Source organism: Spirosoma montaniterrae, from assembly GCF_001988955.1.
GTDB classification, from domain to species: Bacteria; Bacteroidota; Bacteroidia; order Cytophagales; family Spirosomataceae; genus Spirosoma; species Spirosoma montaniterrae.
Genome location: NZ_CP014263.1, coordinates 1,176,695 through 1,201,741, shown reverse-complemented (window position 1 = coordinate 1,201,741; position 25,047 = coordinate 1,176,695). Strand labels below are relative to the sequence as shown.

Genomic DNA, 25,047 nt, shown 5'->3' with positions numbered 1-25,047 from the left:
GTTATGCTTGCAGAATCTGCTCCCCCCACCCTCGCCAGCCTGACCGAACAACTCGCCGGACTCAGCAACATTGACGCGCTGCGAAAACTGGCCGAATTGTTTCCCGGCAAAGTCGTATTCTCGACCAGCTTAGGCTATGAAGATCAGGTCATTACCGACCTGATTGCCCGCAACGATCTGCCCATTCGACTCTTCACGCTCGACACGGGGCGGATGTTTGCGGAAACGTATTCGGTCTGGAAAAAAACCATCGACCGCTACGGCATCGAAATCGAAACGATGTTTCCAGAACAGAGCGCAGCGGAAAGCCTGATGACCGGCAAAGGTCCTTACAGCATGTATGATTCAGTCGAAAACCGGAAGGAGTGCTGTTTCATCCGCAAGGTAGAGCCGTTGCGCCGGGCATTGACCGGGCAGCAGGTCTGGGTTACGGGCATTCGCGCCGAACAGTCAGCTAATCGCCAGACGATGACCCAGTTAGAATGGGACGATGCTCACGGTTTGTTCAAATTTCACCCGCTTATGGACTGGACGTTCGAAGAGGTGAAACAATACGTTAAAGACCATCACGTACCCTATAACCCGCTGCACGACCGGGGGTTTGTCAGCATCGGCTGTCAGCCCTGCACCCGCGCCATTCAACCCGGCGAAGACTTCCGCGCGGGCCGCTGGTGGTGGGAAGATAACAGTAAAAAAGAATGTGGACTACACGCGAAATAATTGAATGATGGAATGATTGAGTGCCTGAATGGAGTAGCAGGAAACATTCAATCACTCAATCATTCCATCACTCAATTAGTCAATCAGTCAATACGACATGGATTATCTCGATCAACTCGAATCGGAAGCGATTCATATTTTGCGCGAAGTGGCCGGGCAGTTTGAGCGGCCCGCGCTGCTGTTTTCGGGCGGCAAAGATTCTATTACGCTCGTGCATCTGGCTCTGAAGGCGTTCCGGCCCGGCAAGTTTCCGTTTCCATTAGTGCATATCGACACGGGACACAACTTTCAGGAGGCTCTTGACTTCCGCGATGATCTGGCAAATCGGATTGGCGAACGGCTCATCGTGCGGTACGTAGAAGATACCATTCGCGCCAAAAAACTGAAGGAACCAACGGGCCGCAACGCCACCCGCAACGGGCTGCAAACGTTTACCCTGCTCGACGCCATCGAAGAATTTGAGTTCGACTGCTGCATTGGCGGAGCGCGTCGCGATGAAGAAAAGGCGCGAGCCAAAGAGCGCGTGTTTTCGGTGCGCGACGAGTTCGGCTCATGGGACCCCAAACGGCAGCGGCCCGAACTCTGGAACCTCTACAACGGGCGTATTCACAAGGGCGAAAACGTGCGCGTATTCCCCATCTCGAACTGGACCGAACTCGACGTCTGGAACTACATCCGGCGCGAAAACATTGCCCTGCCCGCTCTTTATTTCGCCCACGAGCGCGAACTGCTGCTGCGCGATGGCAAGCTAATGGCAACAGCCAACGGCGTTATCAAACCCGAACCCGACGATCAGCTTGTGACCCGAAAAGTGCGTTTCCGCACCGTAGGCGACATTTCCTGTACTGCCGCATCCGAATCCGAAGCCGACACGCTCGATGATGTAATCGCCGAAATTCAGGCTACCCGCATCAGCGAACGGGGCGAAACCCGCATGGACGATCAACTCTCCGAAGCCGCCATGGAAGACCGGAAAAAGGGGGGATATTTTTAGCTGAATGATTGAATGAAGGAATGATTGAATGTGATCTAACTACCTTATTCAATCATTCCTTCATTCAATCATTCAATCATTCAACTATGGACTTACTACGTTTTATTACCTGTGGCAGCGTTGATGATGGGAAAAGTACCCTCATCGGACGGCTGCTGTACGATTCCAAATCGATTCTGGCCGACCAGTTGGAGGCCATCGAACGCGCCAGCAAAACCCGCGACAACGGTGAAGTTGACCTCGCCCTGCTTACCGACGGGCTTCGTTCGGAACGAGAACAGGGCATTACCATCGACGTGGCGTATCGGTATTTTCAGACGCCGAAGCGTAAGTTTATCATTGTCGATGCGCCGGGACATATCCAGTACACGCGCAACATGGTTACGGGCGCGTCGAACTGTCAGTTAGCCATTGTGCTCATCGATGCCCGGCATGGCGTGGTGGAGCAAACCCGGCGACATTCGCTCATTGCCAGCCTCTTGGGCATTCCGCAGATTGTGGTGGCCGTGAACAAAATGGATTTGGTGGGGTATTCGCAGGATGTATTTTCAGACATCTGTATTCAGTATGCCGAACTGGCAAAGAAGCTGAATGTCAGCGCGGTAACATACATTCCAATCAGTGCCCTCAACGGCGATAACGTGGTCGATGAATCGAAGAACATGCCCTGGTACGACGGCCCGACCTTGCTCCATTACTTAGAAACGATTGTTATCTCTGATGATGTGAACCCGGCTCAGGGGCGTTTCCCGGTGCAGTACGTCATTCGTCCGCAAACTGCCGAACTGCCCGATTACCGGGGGTACGCGGGCAAAGTCACGAGCGGCACCTTCCGCGTGGGCGATGCCATTACCGTATTGCCGTCGGGCGAAACGTCGGTCATCGATGGGATTGAACTGGCGGGTCAGTCGCTTCAGGAAGCTGGCGCATCGCAGTCGGTGATTCTGCATTTGGCCGATGACGTTGACATTAGCCGGGGCGACCTGATTGTTCGTACCGATAACCAGCCTGTTACCAGTCAGACCATAGAGGCCATGCTGTGCTGGATGGACACAAAGCCGTTGAGTGTGGGCAGCAAATACGTGTTGCAGGTCGGTACGGCCCGCACACGCTGCTCGGTCCGGCAAATCGCCTACCAGCTTAACGTCGACACTTACGACCACACCGAGGACGTTGATAGCCTGAAACTGAACGACCTCGCCAACGTAGTTCTACGTACAGCCCAGCCTATCAGTTTCGACCCGTATCAGCAAAATCGCGCCACCGGCGGGGCCATCCTGATCGATGAAACCAGCAACGTAACGGTGGGAGCTTTGATGCTCGTAGGCGAAGCGGGGTGATTTTTCAACTGCAAAGGCGCGGGGGAAATCTTCTTTGCGCCTTTGCGGTTAAAAAATTTAATAGTGTTCCGGCACCTGCGGCTGGCGGGCAAAATCTTTCAGCGTAACGTTTTCATAGACAGACAGATTGGCATCGCGAACGCGCTCCATAATGGGCCGAATGGTGCAGGTTTCTTCGTCGGCGCAGTCGTCGCATTTGACGTAGAAGTTTTTAGAAACGCAGGGTGTAGGCGCAATCGGTCCGTCGATAACGCGCAGAATCTGGGCCAGATTAACGCGCTCCGGGTCGACGCGGAGCCGATAGCCGCCCCCTTTTCCCATCTGGCTTTGTAGAATACCATGATTACGCAGGTCGAGCAGAATCAACTCCAGAAACTTCTGGGGTATGGCTTCGGCTTCGGCAATCTGCGCAATCAGAACCGGCCCTTTGCCATATTGCTGGGCCAGAATCCGGAGGGCCTTAAAGGCATATTTTGCTTTCCGTGAGATCATGGCAGTTTCTGTTTAAGTCATGGAAATAAACCCGGCACTCAATCTGATTAGGCGAATATAATACATATTCAACAAATTCCATTGAAGTAGTAGAATAAAAGGAGATGTATTTTCATCTCTATAGTCTCACTATCAGTTTGTTGCGTCGTTACGGTTCTGTTTAGTTCTGAAATCAGATAGGCTTATAGCACAATTAACTGACAATCAATTTTTTATCTTTTTCTTGGATATAAATTTTTCGCGTATCAACTTTGTCTTACTCAACCGCAACGAGCCAGCTTACCAACTGGCTCTTTTATTCCAAACAATAAACTACAAAATCAATAGAATTAATCTTTTATGAATAATTCTGTCACTGCCAACGAGGTAACTCCCGCTACGTACCGGGTTGTCGGCTTCGACCGGCTTCGCTTTGTTGACGACGTTACGAATGCCATTCCACAAGACGACACCTGCCGGATTGTGGGCCTGTCGTTTTTAGCCGACGGCGTTCGGGTCGATGGCCGGTTAACCGTGAATATCCCTGATGAGGGGCACCGCATGAAGCTCGACCGGCAGTTACGCGCTATTCGGGGGATTGTCAGCGTTACTCAAATCAATTGAGCATGAACGAACTATTCATTGAGACCGCGTCTCCAAACAGCAACCTGTATGCCCGCCTTTTTTTCTGGTTCTGGGGTATTGCCTGTCTGGCGTTAGTGGGTTTCCGCACCGACGATCCAGCCTATCGTGAGCAGCTCGACCAGTGGCATCAGCAACGCATAGAGTCGCTGAAACGTGAAAACGGCTGGCTTAATCTGGCGGGCCTGTTCTGGCTCAATGAAGGGCAGAACACCGTGGGCAGCGATCCGGGCAACAATCTGGCGTTTCCTGCCGATAAAGCGCCGGCGCAACTCGGTGTGTTGCGGTTAGTCAACGGCACAGTCACGTTCGAGCCATCGCCCGGCGAAATGGTACGCGTTACTAATGAGCCACTTCTGAAAGCGACTACTATTTTTGAACCCGGACCCGGCCAACCGCTTACGCTACAATATGGCTCGCTGCGCTGGTTTGTGATTAAACGTGGCAATCGCTATGCCGTGCGTTTGCGCGATTTGGAGAATCCATTATTGAAGACGTTTGCAGGTATTGATCGGTTTCCGGTTGATGAAAGCTGGCGCGTAACAGCCCGGCTTGAACGCCCGACCCAGCCGCGCACCATCCCGATTTTAGACGTAACGGGCCAAATCAGTCAACAACCATTGGTCGGTACGCTGGTGTTTGAGCGCAACGGCCAAACCTACCGTTTAGATGCCGTTCGGGAAGGCAACGACAAACTTTTTATCCTCTTCGGCGACGCAACGAACGCCCACGACACCTACGGTTCGGGGCGGTTTTTATACACCGATGCCCCGGTTGCGGATGACGCTGTAACGCTGGATTTTAACCGGGCTATCAACCCGCCCTGTGCCTTTACGGCTTTTGCCACCTGCCCGCTGCCACCCAAACAAAACCGTTTAGCCGTTGCCATTCGGGCGGGCGAAAAACGGTATGGCGACCATTAACAATTTGGCTGACAATTGTTTATTTCTTCCTCACCTCGTTCGTATAGCGGGTAAATCCAGCGGCAATGCCAAGTCGGACGAAGGCGTAACGGTCGTTAAAATAAATATTGTACGGGTCTTCGCCGTAGTAGCCAACGGTAGTAAAAACGCCCGCATCGCGACTAAAGGGCGGAATGTACCACAGCGTTAGTTCAGCGTTCAGCCGTCGCCGAACAGCCGCTAACGTCCAGCCTTCCAGCGTGTTCAGGGCATACGATGCCTGCAAACTCACCCGCAGCCGCTCGGTTGTGCTGCTGCTCGGTATTGGCTGATCGCTGTCGGTTCGGCAGAATATCCGGTACAGAGCCTGCCCCATTACCCGACTAAACCCGTACTGCCCCAGCAACCCTTCAGAGTGGTTGAAAAACGGTGCGTGCCACCGATAGCCGACGTTGAAAAATGTGCCATGCCGATGGGGCTGATGCGTTCCCCAATTATAGGTGAGTTGTAGATAGTTGGTCGAGAAGTCGCCGGTGGCGGTGTTGTAGCTACCGTTGGGCAGAAACACTGGCCCATCCTGCCCATTGGAGTGATGGTATAGTTGCGTTTCGACGTATTTATAACGGTTCGTGCTGGCACTGAGCCGGTAATAAACGTGTGCGCCAAGCCGAAAACTTGGCGTTCGCACGGGGGCCGATTGTTCGGTGCGAACCCGCGCCCAAAACCGCTGCATTACTGCAACTGAAATCCTCGATTTTGGCGTTGCCAGCAGAAAAAAATTAGCAATCAGTTCGCCATTCAGGATATACGTATCGGGTGCGCCCAACTCGCCTTTGGGCGCGATATACGATAGGTCGCGGTTGCCCCGAAAAAATTCGTTATAGCGATGATTCCGAAACCGTACCGAATCGACCGGGGTGGTCAGGGACGTTGAGTCGGGTTGTGCCTGCGTTGGTTGGGCAAACGCAATCAGCAGGCCAGTGTACCAGATCAGGCAGTTTCGCATCATAAGTTCTTTTTTGGGACGGCAGATAAAATGACCTGCGTCAATTTTTACGCCCCTTCATAGATAGAATTTTGGCATGTAAATCAACCTAACTCTTGAACAAAGTCCTATGCGCTTCCCAAAACTCAGAAGACGAACCTGGGCATTGGTCTTAATCGGCCTGTATCTATTGATGGTCAATATTTTCTGGCCCGTCCGCTTATTAACTGGAATGTTCCTGAATCGGATAAGCGTACCAGATGACACAATAAATACGTTGGTAGGCGAGTTACAATGCACAACCCTACATGGTGACTACAAAGGCTTCCACGGGAGGGGTATTACCTTTGGCAATTCATTTGATAATGTTGAGAAGCGGTTTGAGTTTTACAAGCAGTGCCATCCCACCAGTCCCGATACGGTGCTGTATCGCACCTACACATTTAAGCCGTATATGGTCTGGGAAGTCGTAGCCTATTTCACTCTGGCTGATTGGAAGCTGCCCTATTTGCCGCCTAATCAAGTACAACCCCGCCTAAATCCTCGCCCGGCCAGCATTTGTCCACCGAAAAAGTACAGCCCCTATTAATTTGACGGTGCATTGGCGTATGGCTGACGCAGGTGGAGACGCAAAGGGTTGCGTCTCTACAGGTGACCGTCCAGCGTAGAGACGCAACCCTTTGCGTCTCCCTCGCGTCAGCCATACGCCGATGCATTCCCTCAGGTCAGCCATACGCCACGCGTGATTCAATTTCGTATTGTAGCCAGATTAAACACTGCCCCAACGAACACCAGGATCGGTTCTGGTATAACAGGAATTTATGAAACCATACCTATTGCCGTTTAGCCCGCAGGCGGCTTAGGGTTTCTGGACTGATGTTCAGGAATGAAGCCACTAATTTGAGCGAAACGCGGTTAATCAGGCCCGGATAAGCCCGCAAGAAGTACGCGTATTTGCTGGCAGCATCGGCCAGCCGCAACGTGCCGGTACGTTGCTCACTCTGTACATAGTAGGTCTCTGTTAAGACACGGCCTATCTGGTTGAAGGCAGGATAACGGTCATACAGTTCGTTTAGCCGGGCGCGGCTGATGCTGTGCAGAATGGTTTCTTCGAGCAGAACAATGTACTCATTAGAAGGTGATTGGGTGTAAAAACTGACCGGCGACAGCACAAAATCGCCTTCCTTCATGAACCAGGCGGTGTGTTCGTGGCCTTCGTCTAACCAATACCCTCGTACTAAACCGCGCTCGATAAAGTAAATTTTATCAGCTACCGAGCCAGCACGAAGCAGCAGCGTATGGCGGGGTAGCGTTTGTGAAACCAATGCCTTACTCAACGAATCATAAAAATCGGCGGGCATTGGGCATATCGATTCAATACTTCGTCGCAGCGTGTCCATGCTCGTAATCATGCAACTATTGACCTACACGGCTACCGGTGCTTTGATGGCGGGCCAGGGGTCGTAGTTTTCGAGCGTGAAATCGTCGTAAACGAAATCGAACACCGAGTGTACTGCCGGGTTCAGGCGCATAGTGGGCAGTGGGCGTGGCTCTCGCGAGAGTTGCGTTTCGACCTGCTCTAAATGATTCAGATACAGGTGCGTATCGCCACCTGTCCAGATGAACTCGTTGGCTTCGTAACCACATGCCTGCGCCACCATCATCGTCAGCAGGGCATAGCTGGCAATATTGAACGGCACGCCCAGAAACACGTCGGCACTGCGCTGATAAAGCTGACAGGAAAGTTGCGGGCGCGTTTCTCCTTTCAAAGTGTCAGGGGGTGCCACAAAAAATTGGAAAAGTAAATGGCACGGTGGCAAGGCCATACTCGGCACGTCGGCGGGGTTCCAGGCCGAGACAATCATCCGGCGCGAGTCGGGCGTATTTTTTAGCTGATTCAGTACGTCCTGCAACTGATCGATAACGCGCCCGTCTGGAGCAGCCCAACTTCGCCACTGTTTGCCATAAACGGGACCAAGATTCCCCTCAGCATCGGCCCACTCATCCCAGATGCTTACACCATTGTCTTTCAGATACTTAATATTTGTCTCACCTTTAATGAACCACAGCAGTTCGTGGATAATCGATTTGGTATGTACTTTTTTGGTGGTTACGAGCGGGAAACCGTCTTTGAGGTTGAAGCGCATCTGGTAGCCAAAAACGCTCAGTGTACCCGTCCCAGTACGGTCGGTTTTGCGGGTGCCGTTATCGAGAATGTGGCGCAGCAGGTCGTGGTATTGTTTCATAATAACTCAAACGAATACGTAATGTCGGCGGTTGGGCGTAGCTGGGCCGTAGCCGAGCAGTATTTGTCCATCGAGAGGTCAATGGCGCGTTTCACTTTGTCGGGGTTCAGGTTGCCTTTCAGCAGGTAGGTGATATGAATTTTTTTGAACGGAGCAGGGTGGGCATCCTTTTCGCGCAGGCCCTCAACTTTCAGTCGAAAATCGTCTATGACCTGCTTTTGTTTTTGCAAAATCACGATTACATCAATGGCCGAGCAGCCGGCCAGTCCCATCAGCAGCATCTCCATAGGCCGCGCCCCGGCATTATGCCCGCCAATGTCGGTGCTGGCGTCAATATGCTGGGCTATTGCCGACGTGCCGACCGCTTCGAAATGAAACGCATCGTCGACCCGAACAAGCTCGACCTGCATGGTATTGTATTGGGGGTCAACCCCGGCGGGTTTTGTATCGGCAAGCATCTTTTTTGCGTTTATAGACTATAGTTCGTACTTTCACTGCCCCGGCATTTTCCTCACAAACTGCAAACCGCCACTGTCATGTCCGAAAAATTCACCGACGATCTATTCGATCTTAAAAACGACCGACGGCTCAGTGTTTACCTGTATCGGGCGGGTTTTGCGATGTGGCTGCTGTACATTGTATCGGGAGCGCAATTTATGCAGGACGTGCGTATGTACCGAACAGATTTCGGTGTGTTCTCGTTCTTTCTGATGGTGATGGGGCTGTCGGCGTCGATGATCTACGATTATTACCATCATCCGGCAGAGTTCGAGCAGAAGAAGAAATGGCTGGCGTTCAGCTACTTAATTTTGGCTGCACTCGTATATTTTTTCATACTGCACAACGAACCGGCTTTCGTAGAACGGTTGGTTAGCCGGGGGTTGTTCTAATCTTCTCATTTCCGGGTATCTTTCCAAATCAGGACTTCATTCGTCCGGGTAGCGAAAAAGTCGGTGCATCTACCATCACCACCCCCGCTGATACCACCATCGGGCGAACAACGCAACGTACACGATTCATCGTACAACAGGCTGGCAATATCACAGCATCGTTGCGGAATAAAGTATACTGTTCTACCCTGATACGTATACCGATAAACGCGGGCAGGAGGATTTGTAACGGGCTGCTGTTTATACTGATCAATCAAATTCCGAACGCAGGTCGGTGTGTCTGTCGGCACCTCTTTGTTACTACATTCCAGCAGAAGCAGGCTTAAGCAGAAAAGGGAAATAAGTCTCGTTTTCATAATCGCATCGGTATCTTTCCCGCATAAGACCCTCTCACCACCAAACAGGTTGCAACAAGAAAATTCAGGATTTTTTGGAGCGTTGATAACACACTCTCCATCACTTGGCTTTCGTCTTTTGCTCGGTCGGAATTACGGCCACCTCGCGCTCACGTTCGACCTGTTCAACGTACACGGCATAATCGGCGGGTCGAATTTTTACGCCGAAATGGTTGGCGTATGCCAGCGTGAACTCAGCACCGAAGTATAAAATAGCGGCTGTGTAATAAATCCAGATCAGGATAACAATCAGCGAACCAGCCGCGCCATACGCCGAACTGGTAGAGGTCGTTGCCACATACAATCCAATCACATACCGGCCCAGCATAAACAATAGCGCGGTGAAAAATGCCCCCCAGCGCACGTCTTTCCAGGCAATTTTAGCGTCGGGCAGAACTTTAAATATTGTCCCGAACAGAACGGCCACTACCGCTGTGCTGAAGGCAAAGTTGAAACCGCTGATAATCAGGACGCCGATACTCGGAATGTATTTTGTTAAAAAACTGCTCAACGCAAGTACCAACCCGTTGATAATGAGCGACACCAGCAGTAAAAAGCCCAGGCTGATAACCAACGACGACGACAGCAGCCGGTCTTGCAGCAATTTCAGCCAGCCGCGCTTAGGCTTGGCTTTCACCCGCCAGATCAGGTTAACAGAGTCCTGAATCTCAATAAATATGGTGGTAGCACCCACCACCAGTGTAACGATGCCGATTCCCAGAGCCGTGTTGGTTTTCCCCGACAGTTCAACGTTTTTGATCATTTCCTGAATCTGTCGCGCTGCCTGATCGCCCACTAAGCCGTGTATCTGCTCGAACACATGCCCCTGCACGGCCTCCTGCCCGAAGAAAAAGCTGATGAGCGACATTGCCAGCACCAGCAACGGGGCCAGCGAGAATACGGTGTAATAAGCCAGTGCCGCGCTCAGCTTCAGGCACCGGTCGTCAATAAATCCGTTGTAAGCGTCTTTTAATAAAATCCAGAGATTGACAAAAAATTGCCTGATTGGCTGCGCATTCATGACGTTTCAGCGTGTGTGTCGGTAGCGGAATAGGCTACAGGTTCCGAATAAACTTCTGTCCGCCTAAGTAACGCATTTGGCGGGCAATTTGTCGGGTACGTCGCTGAATATAGTTCGATGGTTTCTTTATCGAGAACAGGCGGGGGTTTGGCAGCACGGCGGCAATGCGGGCAGCTTCATTGCGGCTGAGACTTTCGGCAGCATGGCCGTAATAGCGTTGACTGGCGGCTTCAACCCCGAACGTCATGGGTCCGGTTTCGGCTACATTCAGATAGACTTCCAGTATGCGTTTTTTGCCCCAGATCAACTCAATCAGTACGGTGAAATATACCTCCAACCCTTTACGAATGTAACTCCGTCCGTTCCAGAGAAAAACATTTTTAGCGACCTGCTGCGAAATGGTACTGGCTCCACGCGGGCGTTTGCGATGTTGATTCTCTTTGATAGCATCCTGAATTTCGTCAAAATCGAAGCCCCAGTGCGTCGGAAATGCCTGATCTTCAGAAGCTACCACAGCCAGCGCGGCTTCTTTGCTGATTTTATCGTAAGGTCGCCATGATTTATAGACCTTGCTGCTCTCGTTGGTGCCAAGAGTGTCTATCCAGCGCGAAACAATCAGTGGCGTTACCCAGACCGGAACGTATTTCAGTACAACAACATAGCCGATGGAGCCGAAAAATAACCATAGTAATGCTTTGACAACGAACCAGTAAACCCGTTCGAGCAGGGGCCGCTCGCGCACGAATCCCCGCGCCCGCTGCCAGGGCATGTCTGAGCGTGTTGGTCCACGCTGCGTCGACGTACTGTCGACTCTGGGACGGGGTTGCTGCTGCGGCATATCACGAAACGTATTGGCTCGGCGTGGCGGATTCATATCGGCGAATTTCTGTTCAGCGAAAATAGCGGATAAATTGTAACGCGGCTGGAAAGCCATAGTTTTCGAGCGTACACAAAGCGGCTTTCCAGCCGCGTTACTCTACAAACAACGTAGCCGCCACGCGGTCGGCAAAAAGTTTGCCAGCGGTCGTTAGCCGCAGCCAGCCGTTCTGAATCCGGAGCCAGCCTGCCTGTTGCATAGCAACCAGATTAGGGGCCTGCTCCTGCGCAAAATTGCGGCCCAGTAGCATATCAAGCTCGGTCTGCGAACAGCCCCATTGCGTCCGCAGCCCTGTCAGCAGGTATTCATTTACCTGATCGGCAACACTCAGCACCTCAACCGTAGCTGGTAGGTGGCCCTGCGTTAGCTCGCTCGTATAACGTGCATTAGTAGAAATGTTGTATTGCCGCGACGTGCCATTGTACGAATGGGCACTTGGGCCAATGCCGAGATAGGGTTTGCGTTGCCAGTAGGCTGTGTTGTGCCACGCATACTGACCGGGCCGGGCGAAATTAGAAATCTCGTAATGCTCATAACCGGCCTGCGTCAGTGCGGTTGTCAGTTCCTCAAACTGACTGGCGGCCACCCCCTCATCAGCCGGCACCATTTTACCGGTTTTTGTCCATCGGCCAAAAGCAGTATCGGGTTCAATAGTGAGCGCGTAGGCCGACAGGTGCGGCACACCAAGGTCCAGCATCCGCGCCAGGTCATACGCCCAGCGCGACGCATCGCGATTCGGAATGCCGTAGATCAGGTCAACGCTGAGGTTGTCAAAACCGGCATCCTGCGCCCGGCGCACACAAGTTTCGGCTTCAGTGGCCGTATGCGCCCGATTCATCCAGCGCAATGTTGTTTCGTCAAATGTTTGAATACCGATGCTCAACCGATTGGCGAAACGACGTATCGCCAGCAGCCTGTCGGTGGTCAGGTCATCGGGGTTCGCTTCGAGCGTAATTTCTGCCCCTGGCAATACCGTAAAATGCGCGTGAATTGCCGTAAAAAGCTGCTCTAATTCGCCTTGGGTCAGCAGCGAGGGCGTTCCTCCACCGAAGTAAATCGTTTCCAGCTCCGGGCCGGGCAGGTAGTTTTTCTGTAGCTCTATTTCGGCGCAAAGCGCATCGAGCAACGCAGGTCTTCCGCGTTGATTGGTGCTGAAATGAAAATCGCAATAATGGCAGGCTTGCTTGCAGAATGGGATATGAACGTAGAGATGCATACAGCCATAACACCATCAGACTGGTTTTTTCTCCAATACAATCATTAGTTTTCTCTGCGTAGGTCAGTGCTGTTGAGACCGCACGTCAATCGGGGCACTTCTTGCAGCGTTTGCCTTTTTTGTACTTCTTGCAGCACTTTTTCAGCACGCAGCACACATCACCAGCGAATGGATTATCGGCAGGAATGGTTTTCGTCGTAGAAATCGACAACAGGCAATCGGTCGACACAAACTCAGCGATCATCATTAATCAATTTTGCGCTACAAATGTAGTTTATTTAGATTAATTACAAATTAAAACGTATGAAAAAAAATTTGTTGACCGCTGCGTTGCTTACGGTTCTTAGTTCGGCACTGGCGCATGAGTTCTGGCTTCAGCCCAGCCGTTTTTTTGCCCGTGTTGGCGAGTCGATCAACATTCAGGTGTTGGTTGGCGAGGGCTTTCAGGGGGAGCGTTCCGAAGGTAAAAAGAACCGCATTATCCAGTACAGGCACCACACAGCGACCAGTAGTGCCGACCTCTCCCCTGCCCTCACCGGCGACCATTATGGCGACGTGTCGGTTGTGCTGAAAACGCCGGGCACACACCTGTTCAGCTTTGCCAATACGCCCAAATTTCTGACGATGAAAGCCGATAGTTTTCTGCTGTACTTACAGGAAGATGGGTTAGATAACGTGATTGCGGCCCGAAAGCAGCAAAATCAGACCAATCGGCCCAGCCGCGAACTTTATCAGCGGTGCGTGAAAACGCTGGTGCAGGTTGGCCCCACGCCCGACGAAACTTTCGCCAAGAATACCGGTATGCCGCTGGAAATTACGCCCCTACAAAACCCGTATCGACAACGTCCCGGCGAAACGGCTGAGTTCAGGCTGACATTCCAGAACGAGCCACTGACGGGTGGGATGGTGCGCTACTGGAACCGCGACGCTCAAAACAAACTTCACGAAGAAAGACAACGTTCCGACGCGCAGGGGCGGGTGCGCTTCAAACTACGGGTGGGGCAAAATATGATTAGCGTCGTGCGGATGGTAGCAAACGAAGACACCACCCAAGCCGACTGGCGCAGTTATTGGGGTAGCCTTACATTCGGTTGCCGTTAACGTATTATACCGATTCTTATGAACGAATTTCTGAATTCGCTGGGCCGCTATCGGGCCTACGCCCCGTTTTTGCTTCGGCTGGCGTTTGGTTATCAGCTCTACGATGCGGCTGGTCATACGGCACTGCACCCCACCGACGGCATACCGGGCTACGCCGACTGGCTAAGAAGTCTGGGGTTTCCGTTGCCAATACTCAGTGCCACGCTATCGGCCTACACCGAGTTTCTGGGGGCGGTTCTGATGATAATTGGCTGGAAAACCCGCTGGGCCGCGCTGTTTTTAGCAATCAATTTTATGCTGGCAATTATCGTGGGCCATATTGCCATTGCCGACACGTACAAGAACACCTTCCCGTCTATTAACCTGCTGGCGATGAGCATTTTTCTCCTGCTCAACGGCCCTGGTAAACCTTCGATAGATGAAGGCAGGTGAGAAGTACGCGATAGGCTTTACAGAATCTCTCCGCTCAAATACAATTGCACCTGCCCCGAAATATCGACGCGGTCGTTGTTGAGTCTGCAGCGAAGGTAGCCGCCCCGCTTCGAGAGTTGGCGGGCAGTTAGCTCAGTTTTGCCAAGTTGTTCGGCCCAATAGGGTATGAGTGTAGTATGCGCCGAGCCGGTTACAGGGTCTTCGTCGATGCCTGATTGTGGCCCGAAAAACCGCGACACAAAATCGACACCACTTTCTGCGCTGCCCGGTGCTGTAACGATAACGCCCCGCGCCGGCACCGTTGCCATTTCCCGAAAGTCAGGCGTCAACGCTTCGATCTGGGCCTGACTTTCGTAGACGAGCATATAATCTGTCTTGCCTTTGTAAACCGCTACCGGCTTTTCAGTCAGGCTGGTGAGGAGCGCGGGCGGCTGCACATTCGCTTTCTGAAAAACATCTGCGGGAAAATCGAGCGTTAGCCAGCCATCGTCAGACCGGCATACTTTCAGCGGGCCACTGCGCGAATCGAACGTGATAGCGTCTTTTTCGGGTTTATCTTCCAGAAAAAAAACGACATACCCCGTCGCCAGCGTGGCATGGCCGCAAAGGTCAACCTCAACCGTGGGCGTGAACCAGCGAATATGATAATCCGTGTCGCTGTCAGTCTTCACAAAGAAAGCGGTTTCAGCCAGATTGTTTTCAGCCGCAATCTGCTGCATTTGCTCGTCGGACAGCCACTCCGTTAGTGGCACCACAGCCGCCGGGTTACCTGTGTACAAGCGGTCGGTGAAAGCATCAAGTTGGTAGATACGCATCGAAAAGTCACGAATTGCGACCGATTATCGTCGCAGTAATAAAATTAGGTGTATACAGGCTATTAAGCCGCACTCTTTTGACTTGTGTTTTCCAGAAGCGTCAACGTTTCGGCTGAAAAATCATGTAGTGACACCAAAATCAGATCAGCAACAGCAAACTTCGGGTCATCGCGTTCAAAATCAGCAGGTACAGCAACCGTCAGCATTCCAGCCCCCTTCGCCGATGTTACGCCCGCGCCAGAATCTTCAAAAGCAACGCACTCGTCGGGCCGAACGCTTAACTGACGGGCCGTACCCAGATACACGTCGGGCGCGGGTTTGTTACGGGCTTCGAGCGTGGCCGAGTGCCACAGCGTGAGCTGATTACGAATGCCCATACGGTCAACAACGACCTCAATCAAACTCATAGGGGACGCCGATGCAATGGCCGTAGCGATACCTTGCCCAACAAACCAGTTGAGCAGGTCGATGGCTCCCGGCATGGGTTCGGCTCGTTCGCCAATGCGCTGATGCGCCCCAGCCGTAATGGCCGCGCCGATGTCGGCTTTGGTTTGTCCCGGCTGCGTGTCGTTCCACGGGAAGCGGGCATACCAATACTCAACTACTGCCGGAATGGGCATACCAGTTGTTTGTTTGCACTGCTCATCGGTAAGCGTCAGGCCCACCGAACCGAACACCTCTCGTTCAACACTGCGCCAGTGCGGTTCCGAATCGACCAGCAGGCCGTCCATGTCAAAAATTGCGGCTTTGAGCATAAAAATCAGACGGTGGCTTGCCGGAAAGGTTTCACATCGATGGTCTCCCAAACACCCTCCACGATGTAGGGGTCGGTTTTGAGGTATTCCTGTAGTTGCTCATCAGTATCCAGATCAAGAACCAGCATCGAGCCGATCATGCGCCCGTCAGAGTCGAGCAGGGCACCACCGAGTAAAAACTGCCCACTGTCTTTCAGGTTGCGAACATACTCGAGATGGGCGGGCCGAACGGTCATACGCCGGTCGAGCGCATCGGCGTCGGTATAATCGTAAGCGTGAATGACGTAGTGCATGGGGCAGGTTTCAGCGACAATTTATTGGTTTTCAACGGGCGGATGTTGAGTAAAATAATCAAGCGTTAACTGGTAAAAGGCGCGGGCATCGTGAAGGAGAAGTTGAGCTTGTTCCTTCGTTATTTCTGTTTCCATGTCATAATCAGCCGACTGCCGTGCTTCAAAATTACGCTCCAGCATACGCCCGGCGTCTTTGCTGAACCGACCCGTTTTTACAAATAACTCATGAAATTTCACCCGTGCGCCCTCATGCTTTTTCGTTACGATCCGTTCGGTCAGCAGCAGCGCGCAAATACAATAGAAGATAGCGTAATAGGAGCGATTTGCCAATGCCAGATTCTGATCGTTTTCCAACAATACATCAGCGGCATCCAATGCACTTTCTGCACGTTCCAAATATTTGGCAATTATATCATTCATAAAATAAACCCTTCTTTCCGGGCATTTTGATAAACAGGCATCAATGAAGTAGCGTATTTGCGGGCTTCAACGGGTAAAGGTGAAATGGCTTTGCCATACTGTAAAATGACGTTCATCGTCAAGTCACTCAAACGAAATACTTCTGTAATCGTATTAATACGCTCATCATTCAAAACCACCATTAAATCAATGTCCGACTCGTCGTGGTAATCGCCACGGGCGTAGGAGCCGTAAAGCACCACCTCGCGCAGGCGGTCGCCGTAGAGGTCTTGCAGGGCGGCTTTGAACTCGCGCACGATGGGTTCAATAGCCGGGTTGATAGCCGGTTTTGTGGGCGTTTTCATGCCGAAAAGTACGCCTTTCGCGCTTTTCTTCCTAATTTCCGGCTTCACTCACAGTTCGCTTTTCTTGATGAACCGCTACGTTTGTCTGCCCTTCCTGTTGCTATCGGTTACGGCCCTTGCCCAAACGGCTTCCCGCCCCCCGCTCACCGTCGAAACCATCATGCAGGACCCCAAACGGTGGGTTGGCACGTCGCCCTCCAACCCCTTCTGGTCCGACGATTCACAGACGCTGTATTTCTCCTGGAATCCGGCCAACGCGCCCGGTGGCCCGGCTAAAGGCGATTCGCTGTATAAAGTGACCTTCGCCCGCACGGGGTCGGGTCGGCGCAGTGTATTGACGCCCTCGGTTCCGACAAAAGTCGGTCCAGCCGAACGGCGGGCGTTGCCGGTGGCTTCGATAGTCTACAACCGCACCCGCACCCAACGGCTGTTTGAGCGGCAGGGCGATCTGTTCGTGATCGATGTGCGGTCGGGGCAGGTACGGCAACTAACAAATACGGTTGAGACCGAGAGCGAACCCGGTTTCTGGGAAAACGACCGCAGCGTGGCCTTCCGGCGTGGAGCCAATCTGTTCAGTATCAATCTGCAAACTGGCGAACTCGCTCAGTTGACCGACTTCCGTAGCGGCTCGAAACGAGAAGCCCCCAAACTGTCTGACCAGGAAAAAGCACTGAAAGCCGACCAACTCCGGCTGTCGGACGTGCTGCGCGAACGAAAAGAAAAACGCGACGAAGCCGAGCGAATCACCAAAGCCGACCGCCCCCGCCGACCTAAAGAAATTCACACCGACGACCGAACGCTGGTCAGTCCGCAGATTAGCCCCGATGGGCGTTTCGTAACGTATCGGCTCACGAAAACCCCGCCGTCGTCGAAATCAACTGTTGTACCAAACTACGTGACGGAGTCGGGCTACACCGAAAACATACCCAGTCGCACAAAGGTAGGGTCGCCCCTGGCCGAGCAGCCGTTTTTTGTTTACGACCGTCAGCGCGATACAGTACGCCAACTAATTGTGGCCGATAAATACTTCTTTGCCGCGAAAGACAGCACGGGTAAGGCCCGAACGCAGACCATTAAAACCGACGCGACCAAACTGCTCGTCAATGGCCCGCTCTGGTCAGAAGACGGCAACATCGCCGTGGTAGTGGTTCGGTCGTTCGATAACAAAGACCGCTGGATTTGCCGCCTGCACCCCGATAGCCTGACGCTAACGCTGCTCGATCATCAGCACGACGATGCCTGGATTGGTGGGCCGGGCATTGGCCCTACTGTAAGCATGGGCAGCATGGGCTTTCTGGCTGACAATCAAACGCTCTGGTTTCAGTCAGAAGCCGATGGTTACTCGCATCTGTATACCGTGAACGCAGTAACGGGCGAACGCAAGCAACTCACGAGCGGCAAGTTTGAGGTGCAGCAGGTGACGCTCTCGAAAGACAAAACCCATTTTTATCTGCAAACCAACGAGGTGCATCCGGGTGAGCAACACGCCTACCGAATGGCTGTAACGGGCGGGCCGCGCACCCAACTCACAACAATGGCCGGAGCCAACGACGTGACGCTCTCGCCCGACGAAACCCGGCTGGCAATTCGCTATTCAAGCAGTACGCAACCGTGGGAATTGTACGTAGTGAATAATGAAAAGTTAAAAATGAAAAGTGGGCCGTCGAGCGGTGAAAACGCACCCGTCCGGCTGACGCAGTCGCAGACGGACGCCTTTAGAGCCTATCCGTGGCGTGACCCTACGCTCGTGACCATTCCGGCCCGCGATGGGCAGTCGATTTATGCCCGGCTCTACAAACCCGAGAAGCCCAACGGGAAGTCGGTAGTTTTTGTACATGGAGCCGGTTATCTGCAAAACGCACACAAGTGGTGGAGCCAGTATTTTCGTGAATATATGTTTCATAACCTACTGGCCGACAAAGGTTTTACGGTATTGGATATTGATTACCGGGCCTCGGCGGGCTACGGGCGCGACTGGCGAACGGGCATCTATCGGCACATGGGCGGCAAAGACCTCGACGACCACGTCGATGCGGCCCGGTGGCTCGTAAAAACGCAGGGCGTCGATGCGGGGCGGATTGGTATCTACGGCGGTTCGTATGGCGGATTTATGACGCTGATGGCGATGTTTACCCAATCCGATGTGTTCAAGGCTGGGGCTGCGCTTCGGCCCGTTACTGACTGGGCGGCTTACAACCACCCCTATACCGCCAACATCCTGAACGAACCCCAGACCGATACACTGGCCTACCGACGTTCCTCGCCAATTTTCTTTGCAGATGGGCTGCGCGGCCATCTGCTCATCTGCCACGGCTTAGTCGACGTGAACGTTCACGCGCAGGATGCCATTCGGCTGGCGCAGCGGCTTATCGAACTCAAAAAAGAGAACTGGGAACTGGCTCTCTACCCGATGGAAGACCACGCCTTCGTGGAGCCCACCAGTTGGATGGACGAATACAAACGGATTCTGAAACTGTTTGAGGAGCGATTGTGAGTATCAGCCTGCCCCGAAGTGCGTATATTTGTTTCGGATAAGTTGATTTAGAGAAGTATGACCTACGTACAACTGTATCAGAAATATCAGACGTTGCCGCCCGATAGGCAGGCTGAAGTTGCTGATTTTGTCGAGTTTTTGACAACGCGGGTTTCGCCACCACAGGCAACTCCGAAGAAGACCCCGGTCTTTGGTAGTGCCAGAGGGCAGTTTGTGATACGCCCCGATTTTGATGCCCATTTAGAAGACTTCGCTGATTATCAGTAATGAACAATATTACATATTTTTGGCGGTAAGATTACCCACCGTTTATGCGCCTGCTTTACTCCCTGTGCGCCGTGCTGTTCACGGCCTCCTCTCTTTTTGCTCAATCATACCCATCAACGTTTGGCCTGCAAAGCAACAGTCCGGTTTGCAACGGGCAGACGTTTAGAATTAACGTTCAGTATTCAGTGCCACCGAGCGGTACGGCTATCTCGTTTCGCTGGTCGGGGCCAAACAGTTTCACGAGCAACTCAAACGCCACCCTGCAAGTACCCGCGTCGGCCACTACAGCAGGCGTTTATTCGGTAACGATGTCGTTTAGTGGCCCGGTGAGCGGCACTGGCACGGCTACGGCTTCAACAACCGTGAGCTTAGGAACGCCCAAACCGGAAGGTTACGTAACCTCCTTTAACCAGGGCAATCGAAGTTGGTCGCCCAACTATCAGCTTTGCGGCCCCGGCAGTTTTTCATTAGTGGCTTACCCCGATGCTGCGTGGAGTACCAACGCGGCTACCTACACCTGGACTGGTCCAAACGGGTTTAGCAGCACCGAACAAAATCCGGTTGTAGCACAAGGTACGGCGGGGTTATACATTGTAGAAGCCACCTATCCAGACGGTTGCGGTACGGCTAAGGATACCGTAACTGTCTCCAACTATAGTCCAACTATTTTTGTAGATACGTATCGTATAGACGGAAACGCGTCTACATTCACTCCATCGTTTTGCCCCGGCTCGTCGGCAGACATTCGGGGATATATCTCGACGCCTACCAACACAACGGTCGCTTATGCGTGGAGCGGGCCAAACGGATTCACCAGTGCAGCCCAAAGCTTCACCCTGACCAATCTGACCCCGGCAATGGCTGGCGCATATAGCGTGACGGCTACCCTGACCGGTGCGTGTTCGGGAACGGCATCGGCCTCGCGGACTATTTCGGTCTCTCAGCCAACACTAACCATCAACAGTACGACCGTAGAAGCCACTCCTTACTTTACGAGTACATTCTGTCCCGGCGGCACCTTCCGGCTGGCAGCGTCTGTTTCGGCCAATGCCACGGCCACGTACCAATGGAGTGGACCAAATGGGTTTGCCAGCACCGCTCAAAGCACTACATTCACTAACCTGACTTCGGCCATGACGGGTGTATATAGCGTAACGGCTACGCTAACCAGCGCGTGTTCGGGTGTATTATCTGCCACGCAGGCCATTACCATCGGCAACCCAACGGCGTACGCCTATAGTGGCGAAGCTAACGGTAGCGGAGGAGGTACAATAAGTACGTTCTGTCCCGGCTCGTCGTTTCGGGTAGTAGCACTTGGTGGAGCGGCTTATCGGTGGAGTGGACCAAACGGCTTCACCAGCACAGCCCAAAGTACAACGCTGACGAATGCTACAGCAAGCATGTCGGGTATTTACAGCGCAACCATCACGTTTCCCGGCGGTTGCACGGGCGTGGCAACGACCACCGTTACCATTGGCCCACCGGGGCTATGGGTTCGTTCATTTACTGTTGATAACACGCCTGTTTCGACGGGTGGGTTTTGTGCAGGCAGTGCGTTTCAATTAACGGTTTCGACCCTTCAAACTGGTTTTACGCCAACCTATCAATGGAGCGGTCCCAACGGATTTACCGGCAGTGGACAGAGCGTAACGGTAACGAATGCTCCTGCGGCTATGGGCATTTTTTACAGCGTGACGGCTACTTATACGGGCAATTGCGCTGGCACGGCAGTGGAGCAGATATACATCTTCACTGGTCATCGAACGCCCGTAATTTCAGCTTCCAATCGATTTACATCTCCCAATCAGGCCGTAACACTACAGGCAACGGGCTGCTTTCCCGGTTTCGAGCAGGTGGTGTGGTCAACAGGAGCTATAGGAGACGTGCTGGTTGTAAGTCCGGCACAAAGCACAACCTACAGCGCGGTTTGCCGACTGATTGGCAATAGCTGTAGCGGCAATCCATCCAATGTTGTTTCCATTACGGTGAGCCAGCAACCGGCGGTCGATCTGAGCCTGTCGATGCAGGTGAGCAACCGCGTTCCCGCTATCAGTCAGCCTGTTACGGTCACGCTGACAGTGTCAAATCAAAGCGGTAACAGTGCTGACAACGTTCAATGGCAACTCCGTTTACCTTCGTCACTCACCATTGTCTCGACCGGAGCCGATGTTCAGTTATCGGATGGTTCGCTCATCAGCGTACCCACGGTTGTTCCGGCGTTTGGAGCGGTAGTCTACGTTTTTTCGGTCAAACCCGGAACAGAGGCTATTTATCGGCTGGCGACACAGATCATCCGTTGCGACAATCCTGACCCCAGTTCAACGCCCAACTTTGGCACCAACAGTGGGCAGAAATACGTTGCCTGGGCCGATTTCCGCACAACGGCAACGTCAGGCCCTGTATTCGTCTCACCAGAGCCGAATCCGGCTACAATGCCGACAGTTCAATCGAACGAGCCAACTATTGTACTTGACAGAAGTGAGTTGGCACTCATGCTGACACCCAGCACGTTGACGCCTGCACTTAACAGTGAGTTTACAGTATGGGTTTCGGTCAGGCAGCGTAGCGTTATGGCCAGGAACAGTGCCCGTATCCGGTGTCAGCTCCCCGACGGACTGGTCTTCGTCAGCAGTACCGATTTCAGCGCAACGGGTAGTGAACTCACAACAGATACAAGAGCCCTGGCTTTCCCCCACCAAACCACTGTTTTTATGTTTCGGGTGCGGGCCGTGTCAACGGAACCGGCAACCATCAAAGCCGAAGTGCTGAGTTCATCCCTGATCGACCCGGCATCGACGCCCAACAATGGCTTCGATACCGGTGAGAAAGATACGGCTCAGGTTAGTTTGCGGGTGTACTAATCTACTCGACTACCACACGCAACACCGCCCGGCGCGAATCGGCGTCGGCCTTCAGCAAATACGTGCCGGTCGAAATGCCCGTCAGCGGCCACGTAGCCTGCTTTTTGCCTGTAAAGGCGGGTACTTGCTGTTGCCATATAACCCGTCCTGATGCATCGAGCAGATTTAGCGATACCGCCGACCGTTGGGCCTGTTCGAGTTCAACGCGTAGTTGGCCGCCCGAAACCGGGTTTGGCGCAACGCGAACCGTAAAATCGGCAACGGGTTCGGGGGTGGCCGTAAGCACGAAGTTTACCCGGTCAGATGGGGGCGACGAACAGCCGTTGGCCGTAATCACTACGTAATACTGCCCGCTTTCAAAGGGCGTCAGCACGGGGCGGGTGGCATTGGGTACTGGCCGGGCCGGGTTCGTTCCCTGCTGCACGTACCACTGAATACCAACGGTTTGATCGACTAACAGTGCCCCGCCTGAGAGTTGGACAGTTGGTTTTGTTGGCACCGGAAACTGCGACCGTAGCGTAACAAATACGGTGCTGGTCGTGCAGCGGTTGCTGTCGAGTACACTTACCGTGTAGGTGCCTTCAGGCAGGTTTGTCTGCGTGGCCGTTCGGGTTTGGAGTGTATCCTTGCGTTCGGTCTGCCAGAAAAACGTAAACGGTCGGGTGCCACCCGCTACCTGAACGGCAGCTTCGCCATCGGAGCCGCCCGCGCAGAGTACATTCTTAATCGTTCCGGTGGTGAGTGTCATTGCCGACGCATCGGTTACGCGAACGGTTACGGTGTCGGTACAGCCAACTTCATCGGCTACGCGCAGTTGGTAGGCATTAGGTCGCAGCCCGGCAAACTGTGCATTGGCCTGATACGGTTGCCCGATAATCTGGTACTGGCGCGTGGCACCACTGCCGCCCGTGCTGCTCAGACGGACTGCTCCCGTTGGACAAACGCAGCAGGTAGCGGGCGTCATAGCCGCCTGTACTCTGAGCACGTCGGCCCGGCCCACCGTTACGGATACGGGTGTGGTGCAGCCATTGGCATCGGTTCCGACGATGGTATATTCGCCCGTTCCCAGGCCCGTAAATACGGTACTCGTCTGCGAGGCAGGGGCCGTTGTAAGCCGGTATGTGACGGCCCCGGTGCCGCCCGATGCCGTAACGCTGGCCGTTCCGCTGGTCAGGCCAAAGCAGTTGATAGGCGTCGACGTTGCAGTCAGTCGCAGGGGAGTTGGCTGGCCTACCGCAATAGATTCTCGGCCCTGACAGCCGTTGGCATCCTGCACGGTCACTTCATAGGTATTGGCGGCTAAACCGGTAAAGAGCGTTCCCGACTGGAATGGGCCATTACCGATTCGATAGATTAGATTACCCGTGCCGCCCCGCACCGATATAGCCACTGTTCCGTCTGCCGAGCCAGCACATTTGGCCGGTTGCGCCGTCAGGCTAATGGTATATGAATTGGGCTGTGGAATAGTTACTTCCCGCGCCACGATACAGTCGCGCTGGTCGGCGGCTACAACGGTGTAAAGGGTATTGGCTTTCAGATTAGTAAAAAGGCCGGTTGGCTGCGGGGTTGTTTGAAAATTTAACGAGTACCGAAACGGCCCGCCGTTACCACCCGATGCCACGGCGACGATAGTGCCATCGTCGCCACCGGCGCAGCGTGAACTGGTTGGCGTTGCCGTCAGCGACAACGGCACCGGCTGCGTGACCGTGACGTTGGCCGTTGCCGTACACCCGCGCAAATCTCTGGCCACAACCGTGTAGGCACCCGCCCTCAGCCCGCTCAGCGTGTTCTCGCTCTGAAAAGGCTGGCTATTAAACTGGTACTGAAAAGGGGCCGTACCACCCACTACGGCCACGGCTATACGTCCGTCGCTGGTGCCATTACATACGGCGGGTGTCGCGGTAACTGACAAGCTCAGGCCGGGAGTTGTCTGAATTGAGATGGACGCCGATCCTGATGCAGAATTGGAGACCAATGCCGTTGTGCTCGAAACGTAGGTCGTGCTGACCGCCGTCGCATTTACTGCCGAGGTGCTGATGGCCGTGGTTGTCACTACCGAGGTAGTGGTAACGGTACAGGTGGCAGAAAAAATCGTTGCCTGCGTTGGAGTTACCGTAACAGGGTTTGTGGTTTGATTGGTCGACCATCGGAGAGCCGCCGTTGTTGGGCAGCCCGATGCCGTAAGAACCGTATTGGAACCGGCACAAACCGTTGCCGAACTGGCCGATAGTGTAATGACTGGCGGCACTTGTGCATAACTGGTATGAACCAAACAGCCAGTCAGGCATATAACTGTGGCTATGAATAGACGAATCTGCCAACGAACGGGATGGAATAGAGCGAGTAGCATTTTTTTCATAGAATGGACAACAGAACGCAAAGATAGCCCTTTAAATTAGTGATAAGCCACTGAAAAGGTATACGTTTATTTAGTGGGTGGTACGTTTACCGAGCAAAAAGCCATGCAAAACGACGATAGCCTTTAATTGTTATCGGGGTGGCAGGCTGGGTAGCGGTCAGCGCAATAAAAACGCCCCGGTCGTGGGGCGTGTAGAACATCTACGCA

27 protein-coding genes are annotated in these 25,047 nt (G+C 53.3%); 12 read left to right on the top strand and 15 right to left on the bottom strand.

Features of this window, described 5'->3' with window-relative positions; genetic code table 11:
• Window positions 1-3 precede the first annotated feature (3 nt).
• The 3 genes from AWR27_RS05240 (at window position 4) to AWR27_RS05230 (ending at window position 3,054) form a co-directional block, all read left to right on the top strand.
• The gene (locus AWR27_RS05240) at window positions 4-720 is read left to right on the top strand and encodes a phosphoadenylyl-sulfate reductase (protein WP_077130219.1); all 717 of its coding nucleotides are present in this window, start codon (window positions 4-6) and stop codon (window positions 718-720) included.
• A gap of 97 nt (window positions 721-817) precedes the next feature.
• Window positions 818-1,714, top strand: coding sequence for a sulfate adenylyltransferase subunit CysD (gene cysD / locus AWR27_RS05235; protein WP_077130218.1), 897 nt, complete (start codon window positions 818-820; stop codon window positions 1,712-1,714).
• A gap of 86 nt (window positions 1,715-1,800) precedes the next feature.
• On the top strand, window positions 1,801-3,054 hold the full coding sequence (locus tag AWR27_RS05230; protein WP_077130217.1) for a sulfate adenylyltransferase subunit 1: 1,254 nt from the start codon (window positions 1,801-1,803) through the stop codon (window positions 3,052-3,054).
• Between the two features lie 57 nt (window positions 3,055-3,111).
• Here AWR27_RS05230 and AWR27_RS05225 read toward each other — a convergent pair whose 3' ends face one another.
• A complete protein-coding gene (locus tag AWR27_RS05225; protein ID WP_077130216.1) occupies window positions 3,112-3,546 on the bottom strand; it encodes an RrF2 family transcriptional regulator in 435 nt (144 codons plus the stop codon).
• 339 nt (window positions 3,547-3,885) lie between these two features.
• Here AWR27_RS05225 and AWR27_RS05220 point away from each other — a divergent pair, with 339 nt between their 5' ends.
• The gene (locus tag AWR27_RS05220) at window positions 3,886-4,149 is read left to right on the top strand and encodes an ACT domain-containing protein (RefSeq protein WP_077130215.1); all 264 of its coding nucleotides are present in this window, start codon (window positions 3,886-3,888) and stop codon (window positions 4,147-4,149) included.
• A 2-nt stretch (window positions 4,150-4,151) separates the two neighbouring features.
• Entirely contained in the window at window positions 4,152-5,090 is a 939-nt protein-coding gene (locus AWR27_RS05215; RefSeq protein ID WP_077130214.1) for a DUF1684 domain-containing protein, read from the top strand.
• Window positions 5,091-5,109: 19 nt separating this feature from the next.
• Here AWR27_RS05215 and AWR27_RS05210 read toward each other — a convergent pair whose 3' ends face one another.
• The gene (locus tag AWR27_RS05210; RefSeq protein ID WP_157579146.1) at window positions 5,110-6,078 is read right to left on the bottom strand and encodes a hypothetical protein; all 969 of its coding nucleotides are present in this window, start codon (window positions 6,076-6,078) and stop codon (window positions 5,110-5,112) included.
• Between the two features lie 106 nt (window positions 6,079-6,184).
• Between AWR27_RS05210 and AWR27_RS05205 the strand changes: the two genes are divergently transcribed.
• Window positions 6,185-6,643, top strand: a complete 459-nt coding sequence (locus AWR27_RS05205; protein WP_077130212.1) for a hypothetical protein — start codon at window positions 6,185-6,187, stop codon at window positions 6,641-6,643.
• A gap of 244 nt (window positions 6,644-6,887) precedes the next feature.
• On the opposite strand, the gene AWR27_RS05200 is transcribed toward AWR27_RS05205, so the two are convergent.
• Genes AWR27_RS05200 through AWR27_RS05190 form a run of 3 tightly spaced genes read right to left on the bottom strand, consistent with a single transcriptional unit; the run spans window position 6,888 to window position 8,710 of the window.
• Complete coding sequence (locus AWR27_RS05200; RefSeq protein WP_077133816.1) at window positions 6,888-7,454, bottom strand: Crp/Fnr family transcriptional regulator; 567 nt, start codon at window positions 7,452-7,454, stop codon at window positions 6,888-6,890.
• Between the two features lie 24 nt (window positions 7,455-7,478).
• Window positions 7,479-8,300, bottom strand: coding sequence for a thymidylate synthase (locus AWR27_RS05195; RefSeq protein ID WP_077130211.1), 822 nt, complete (start codon window positions 8,298-8,300; stop codon window positions 7,479-7,481).
• Window positions 8,297-8,710, bottom strand: coding sequence for an OsmC family protein (locus tag AWR27_RS05190; protein WP_077133815.1), 414 nt, complete (start codon window positions 8,708-8,710; stop codon window positions 8,297-8,299). The genes AWR27_RS05195 and AWR27_RS05190 overlap by 4 nt, the downstream gene beginning before the upstream one ends.
• Before the next feature lie 126 nt (window positions 8,711-8,836).
• Here AWR27_RS05190 and AWR27_RS05185 point away from each other — a divergent pair, with 126 nt between their 5' ends.
• Window positions 8,837-9,190, top strand: coding sequence for a hypothetical protein (locus AWR27_RS05185; protein WP_077130210.1), 354 nt, complete (start codon window positions 8,837-8,839; stop codon window positions 9,188-9,190).
• 5 nt (window positions 9,191-9,195) lie between these two features.
• On the opposite strand, the gene AWR27_RS05180 is transcribed toward AWR27_RS05185, so the two are convergent.
• From AWR27_RS05180 to hemW, 4 genes are all read right to left on the bottom strand, one after another.
• Window positions 9,196-9,546: a DUF6970 domain-containing protein gene (locus AWR27_RS05180; protein ID WP_077130209.1), complete on the bottom strand. Its 351-nt coding sequence runs from the start codon at window positions 9,544-9,546 to the stop codon at window positions 9,196-9,198.
• A 100-nt stretch (window positions 9,547-9,646) separates the two neighbouring features.
• Window positions 9,647-10,606 (bottom strand): YihY/virulence factor BrkB family protein, encoded by a 960-nt coding sequence (locus AWR27_RS05175; RefSeq protein WP_077130208.1) that lies wholly within the window; start codon window positions 10,604-10,606, stop codon window positions 9,647-9,649.
• A gap of 34 nt (window positions 10,607-10,640) precedes the next feature.
• Window positions 10,641-11,480 (bottom strand): monofunctional biosynthetic peptidoglycan transglycosylase, encoded by an 840-nt coding sequence (gene mtgA / locus AWR27_RS05170; protein ID WP_198045143.1) that lies wholly within the window; start codon window positions 11,478-11,480, stop codon window positions 10,641-10,643.
• 97 nt (window positions 11,481-11,577) lie between these two features.
• A complete protein-coding gene (hemW, locus tag AWR27_RS05165) occupies window positions 11,578-12,699 on the bottom strand; it encodes a radical SAM family heme chaperone HemW (protein ID WP_077130207.1) in 1,122 nt (373 codons plus the stop codon).
• Between the two features lie 303 nt (window positions 12,700-13,002).
• Here hemW and AWR27_RS05160 point away from each other — a divergent pair, with 303 nt between their 5' ends.
• Window positions 13,003-13,800 (top strand): DUF4198 domain-containing protein, encoded by a 798-nt coding sequence (locus AWR27_RS05160; protein WP_077130206.1) that lies wholly within the window; start codon window positions 13,003-13,005, stop codon window positions 13,798-13,800.
• Window positions 13,801-13,818: 18 nt separating this feature from the next.
• Window positions 13,819-14,232, top strand: coding sequence for a DoxX family protein (locus AWR27_RS05155; RefSeq protein ID WP_077130205.1), 414 nt, complete (start codon window positions 13,819-13,821; stop codon window positions 14,230-14,232).
• Between the two features lie 17 nt (window positions 14,233-14,249).
• On the opposite strand, the gene AWR27_RS05150 is transcribed toward AWR27_RS05155, so the two are convergent.
• The 5 genes from AWR27_RS05150 to AWR27_RS05130 form a co-directional block, all read right to left on the bottom strand.
• Window positions 14,250-15,047 (bottom strand): PhzF family phenazine biosynthesis protein, encoded by a 798-nt coding sequence (locus AWR27_RS05150; protein WP_077130204.1) that lies wholly within the window; start codon window positions 15,045-15,047, stop codon window positions 14,250-14,252.
• 62 nt (window positions 15,048-15,109) lie between these two features.
• Window positions 15,110-15,802, bottom strand: coding sequence for a hexitol phosphatase HxpB (gene hxpB / locus AWR27_RS05145; protein ID WP_077130203.1), 693 nt, complete (start codon window positions 15,800-15,802; stop codon window positions 15,110-15,112).
• A 5-nt stretch (window positions 15,803-15,807) separates the two neighbouring features.
• Window positions 15,808-16,095, bottom strand: a complete 288-nt coding sequence (locus AWR27_RS05140) for a YciI family protein (RefSeq protein ID WP_077130202.1) — start codon at window positions 16,093-16,095, stop codon at window positions 15,808-15,810.
• 21 nt (window positions 16,096-16,116) lie between these two features.
• Window positions 16,117-16,515, bottom strand: a complete 399-nt coding sequence (locus tag AWR27_RS05135; RefSeq protein WP_077130201.1) for a HEPN domain-containing protein — start codon at window positions 16,513-16,515, stop codon at window positions 16,117-16,119.
• Window positions 16,512-16,859, bottom strand: coding sequence for a nucleotidyltransferase domain-containing protein (locus AWR27_RS05130; protein ID WP_077130200.1), 348 nt, complete (start codon window positions 16,857-16,859; stop codon window positions 16,512-16,514). Before AWR27_RS05130 ends, AWR27_RS05135 begins: the two co-directional genes overlap by 4 nt.
• A gap of 67 nt (window positions 16,860-16,926) precedes the next feature.
• Between AWR27_RS05130 and AWR27_RS05125 the strand changes: the two genes are divergently transcribed.
• From AWR27_RS05125 to AWR27_RS05115, 3 genes are read left to right on the top strand one after another with little or no spacing between them, the layout of a single operon-like run.
• Window positions 16,927-19,353: a S9 family peptidase gene (locus AWR27_RS05125; RefSeq protein WP_077133813.1), complete on the top strand. Its 2,427-nt coding sequence runs from the start codon at window positions 16,927-16,929 to the stop codon at window positions 19,351-19,353.
• A 57-nt stretch (window positions 19,354-19,410) separates the two neighbouring features.
• Window positions 19,411-19,620 carry a type II toxin-antitoxin system VapB family antitoxin gene (vapB, locus tag AWR27_RS05120; protein ID WP_077130199.1) on the top strand — a complete coding sequence of 70 codons (210 nt, stop codon included), beginning with the start codon at window positions 19,411-19,413 and terminating at the stop codon, window positions 19,618-19,620.
• Between the two features lie 44 nt (window positions 19,621-19,664).
• Window positions 19,665-22,481 (top strand): DUF11 domain-containing protein, encoded by a 2,817-nt coding sequence (locus tag AWR27_RS05115; RefSeq protein ID WP_077130198.1) that lies wholly within the window; start codon window positions 19,665-19,667, stop codon window positions 22,479-22,481.
• Between the two features lies 1 nt (window position 22,482).
• Here AWR27_RS05115 and AWR27_RS05110 read toward each other — a convergent pair whose 3' ends face one another.
• On the bottom strand, window positions 22,483-24,831 hold the full coding sequence (locus tag AWR27_RS05110; protein WP_083732981.1) for a T9SS type A sorting domain-containing protein: 2,349 nt from the start codon (window positions 24,829-24,831) through the stop codon (window positions 22,483-22,485).
• Window positions 24,832-25,047 lie beyond the last annotated feature (216 nt).